The sequence below is a fragment of the Kerstersia sp. genome (assembly GCF_052103615.1).
Lineage (GTDB): Bacteria > Pseudomonadota > Gammaproteobacteria > Burkholderiales > Burkholderiaceae_B > Kerstersia.
Map to the genome: position 1 here is coordinate 1 of NZ_JBQEKA010000143.1, position 3,527 is coordinate 3,527.

General features: G+C 63.4%; 3 protein-coding genes and 1 pseudogene. 3 read left to right on the forward strand and 1 reads right to left on the reverse strand.

Translation table 11 applies throughout. The annotated features are described in order from the left end of the window. Positions 1-83 precede the first annotated feature (83 nt). From ACTJGZ_RS15940 to ACTJGZ_RS15950, 3 genes are all read left to right on the forward strand, one after another. The gene (locus ACTJGZ_RS15940) at positions 84-1,067 is read left to right on the forward strand and encodes a quinone oxidoreductase family protein (protein WP_441663873.1); all 984 of its coding nucleotides are present in this window, start codon (positions 84-86) and stop codon (positions 1,065-1,067) included. Between the two features lie 295 nt (positions 1,068-1,362). Continuing rightward, positions 1,363-1,908 (forward strand): hypothetical protein, encoded by a 546-nt coding sequence (locus tag ACTJGZ_RS15945; protein ID WP_441663874.1) that lies wholly within the window; start codon positions 1,363-1,365, stop codon positions 1,906-1,908. Continuing rightward, on the forward strand, positions 1,901-3,268 hold the full coding sequence (locus tag ACTJGZ_RS15950; RefSeq protein WP_441663875.1) for a YfaP family protein: 1,368 nt from the start codon (positions 1,901-1,903) through the stop codon (positions 3,266-3,268). Before ACTJGZ_RS15945 ends, ACTJGZ_RS15950 begins: the two co-directional genes overlap by 8 nt. Positions 3,269-3,352: 84 nt before the next feature. On the opposite strand, the pseudogene ACTJGZ_RS15955 reads toward ACTJGZ_RS15950, so the two are convergent. Continuing rightward, positions 3,353-3,527: pseudogene (locus tag ACTJGZ_RS15955) on the reverse strand (class 1 fructose-bisphosphatase); the annotation flags it as partial.

The window sequence follows — 3,527 nt, forward strand, 5'->3', positions numbered from 1 at the left end:
AACCCGGGTGCCGCGCGACTCTGCCTGCCTGACTCGCTTCCGTGCCCGCCGCAACGTGATAACCCCTGGACAGGAGCAAGGACATGAGTACACCGGCCAAGGCAATGCGTATCCGCTGTTACGGCGGCCCTGAAGTGCTGGAATGGGCGGATATCGAGGTGCCGCCGCCAGCGCCAGGGGAGGTAACGATCCGGCAGACAGCCGTCGGCCTGAATTTCATAGATATCTATTTCCGTACCGGTCTGTACCAGCAGCCGTTGCCGCATGGCCTGGGCTATGAGGCTGCCGGCGAGGTCATTGCGGTCGGGGCGGGCGTGACGCGTCTGGCGCTGGGCGATAGGGTGGCTTACGGGCAAAGCGAGCTGGGCGCCTATGCCACGGTGCGCAATATGGATGCAGGCCGTCTCGTCAAAGTGCCGGCAGGTGTCAGTGATGAGGCCGCGGCAGCGCTGATGCTCAAGGGGCTGACGGTGCAATACCTGTTCCGCCAGACCTATCGCCTGCAAGGCGGCGAGACCATTTTGTTTCATGCGGCGGCTGGCGGGGTGGGTTTGCTGGCCTGCCAATGGGCCAAGGCATTGGGTGTCAAACTGATCGGCACGGTGTCCAGCCCCGAAAAAGCGGAGCGGGCATTGGCCGCGGGCGCCTGGCAGGTGATCGACTACTCCAGGGAAAATATTGCGCGCCGTGTGCTGGAACTGACGGACGGGCACAAAGTGCCTGTGGTGTATGACGGTGTGGGCAAGGACACCTGGGAGGATTCCCTGGATTGCTTGGCGCCGCGCGGTTTGATGGTCAGCTTCGGGAATGCCTCCGGCCCGGTGACGGGGGTGAATCTGGGGATACTGGCTGCCAAGGGTTCCCTGTATGTGACGCGGCCCACGCTGGCCACGCATATCGCCACCACGGTAGCCTTGCAGGCTGCGGCGGACGAACTGTTTGAACTGGTGCTGGCGGGCAAGCTGTCGGCGCAAATCTCGCGGCGCGCGCCGCTGGCCGAGGCTGGACGGGCGCAGGATGCGCTGCAAAATCGCGAAACGACAGGCGCGACGATTCTGTTGCCCTAGCGGAAGCAATCGCCGTTCTGGCCCAACCCCCGGACCCATCTGGCGCGCCAGGTCTGCGCGGCCCTATCCCAGCGGGCTGCGCTACGCACAGACACAATGGAAATAATTTGTTTGGCTCTTGCCGGACTAGAATGCAGCGGATTTTTTGATCCGCTGCCCAGGCCCGGGCGCGCTTGATTCAGGCGTGCCCGGGCCGGGCAGTTTCTTTTGCCATACAGGGCTTTCCGGCGGGCGGCAGTGCTGGCTGCGCTGAAAAGCCTCTGTTTCCGTGGAGCAATGCATAATGAATTTCCGCATGCGCAAGTCCTGGCTTGCGCCGTTTTGTTTGAGCCTGTCCCTGGCTGCCTGTGGCGGCGGGGATGATTCTGGCGATTCAGGCGGCGGCAAGACTCCTCCCGAAGACAACACCCCGGCTGCGAGCATCGAAGCGCTGGAGCGGGACGGAAGTTTGCCCGCGCTGGACCGCAGCGCGAGTCTGGCGGGCGTCGATGCCGATGGCAATGGCGTGCGTGATGATATTCAGGCCTGGGTCGCGCAATTGCCTGCCAGCGATAGCCAGCAGCAAGCCTTGCTGCAACTGGCAGCCGCCAATCAGCAGGCCCTGCTGGTGGATGTGGCGGACGAACCGGCCTTGCGCCAGGTCGTGGCGCGGCAGATGGCGGGGGTGAAGTGTGTCGTGCGCCGCGAAGCGGATGTCCTGAACGGACAGAACATCGTGACGGGCATGCGGGACCGCACGGCCAATACCGAAGTCCGCGCGCGTGCCTATATGCGCTACATGGAAGCCGTCAACGGTTATGTCATGAAATCCCCTGACGGTAATGGGTGCAGCGATGAATAAGTTGCGCCGTATTCCGTTCCCGCTGGCGCGCCGCCAGCGCGCTTGGGCGGCAGGTGTGCTGGCCGCCGCCAGTTTGTCTCTGGGTGTCGTGCCGCTGGCTGCCGCGCAAGAGGGCAGCGGCAGTCTGTGCGAGTCCAGCGGCTATGTGCTGGGCTTTTTCAATGGCGTCTGGAATGATCCGACGGAGGCCGCACAGGGCATGGAGCGCCTGATGCTGCTGGCCGGGGACCGTTTTCAGGACGAACGCGTCACTTCCGAGCTGTTCTACAACACGTCGGGCAAGCTGGAAGACCGGCCCGATGTCAGCCGCCTGGAGGATGTGGCGGAGGTGTTCATGCAGCGCTCCGAGGAGATCGGCGGCATTTTCGATCAGCGCTGGGAATACTTCTGGAGCATGCTGGGCGGGGCCGGAGAGATGTCATTCTGGGAGCGCCTGCAGGAAAGCCATCAGGCCTTCGGCGATCTCTATGCGGCGTGGAAGGATCATGTCCAGGACAAAACGGTAGCCGCGCTGGCGGGTTTGGCGTCAGCGCCGCCCAGCGAGTCGGACTATATCCGTCACAATGCCCGCATCCAGGGGCTGGTCACGGAGCGCAAGAAGCTGCTGCTGGTCGCGCATTCGCAGGGCAATTTGTTTGTCAATAAAGCCTATACCGAAGCGGTCCGGGTCAGCGGTTCCGGCGACAGCGCCAAGGTCGTGCATATTGCCAGTGCCGCGCCGACGCTCAACGGCGAATACACCACGGTTGATATCGACCTGGTGATAGGCGCGCTGCGGCATATCGCCGGCAACACGCCCGCCGCCAATCTGGATATTCCGTTTTCCAAGGCTGACCGTTCCGGCCATGAACTGGTGGCAACCTATCTGGATGCTTCCCGCGCCGCGCGCGGGCAGGTCAGAAACCAGATTCAGCAGGCCCTGGGCCAGCTCAAGACGCCAGCGACGGCAGGCGAAACCGGTTTCTTCACGGTGACGCTGACCTGGGACGGCACGGGGGATGTGGACCTGCATACCTTCGAGCCGCAAGGCGCGCAGGTCTATTATTCCAGCCGGCGCGGCCAGAGTGGTTATCTGGATACCGACAATGTCACCGCCTATGGGCCTGAGCATTACTACGCCAGTTGTGATGCCAATGTGCTGCAGCCTGGCCTGTACCGGGTGGGGATCAACAATTACGCGCGTGCCGAAGGCCGCACGGCGACGGTGCAGCTGTCTTCCGCCAAAGACGGCGAATTGCTGACGCGCCGTTTGCCGGTTGGCGCTGTGCGCGGCACGGCAGGCAATCTTTCGCCTATCCCTGTCTTTGATGTGCAGGTGAGCCGGAACGCAGAGGGCGCCTGGAGCGTGACGCCGCAGTAAGCGTGATGACCCTGCCTGCAAGGGAAAACGGCCCGCCCCGTCTGTCATGACGGGGCGGGCCGTTTGGTGTCAGAGCCGCAGGGGTCAGCGCTGGGCTGCGTCCGCTTCCTTGTGGTATTGCCCGACACGTTCCACTTCATTGCGTGAACCCAGCACCACACTCACGCGCTGGTGCAACTGCGTGGGCGTGACATCGAGAATGCGCTGGCGGCCGTCAATGGCAGCGCCGCCAGCCTGCTCGACCAGGAAGCTCATGGGG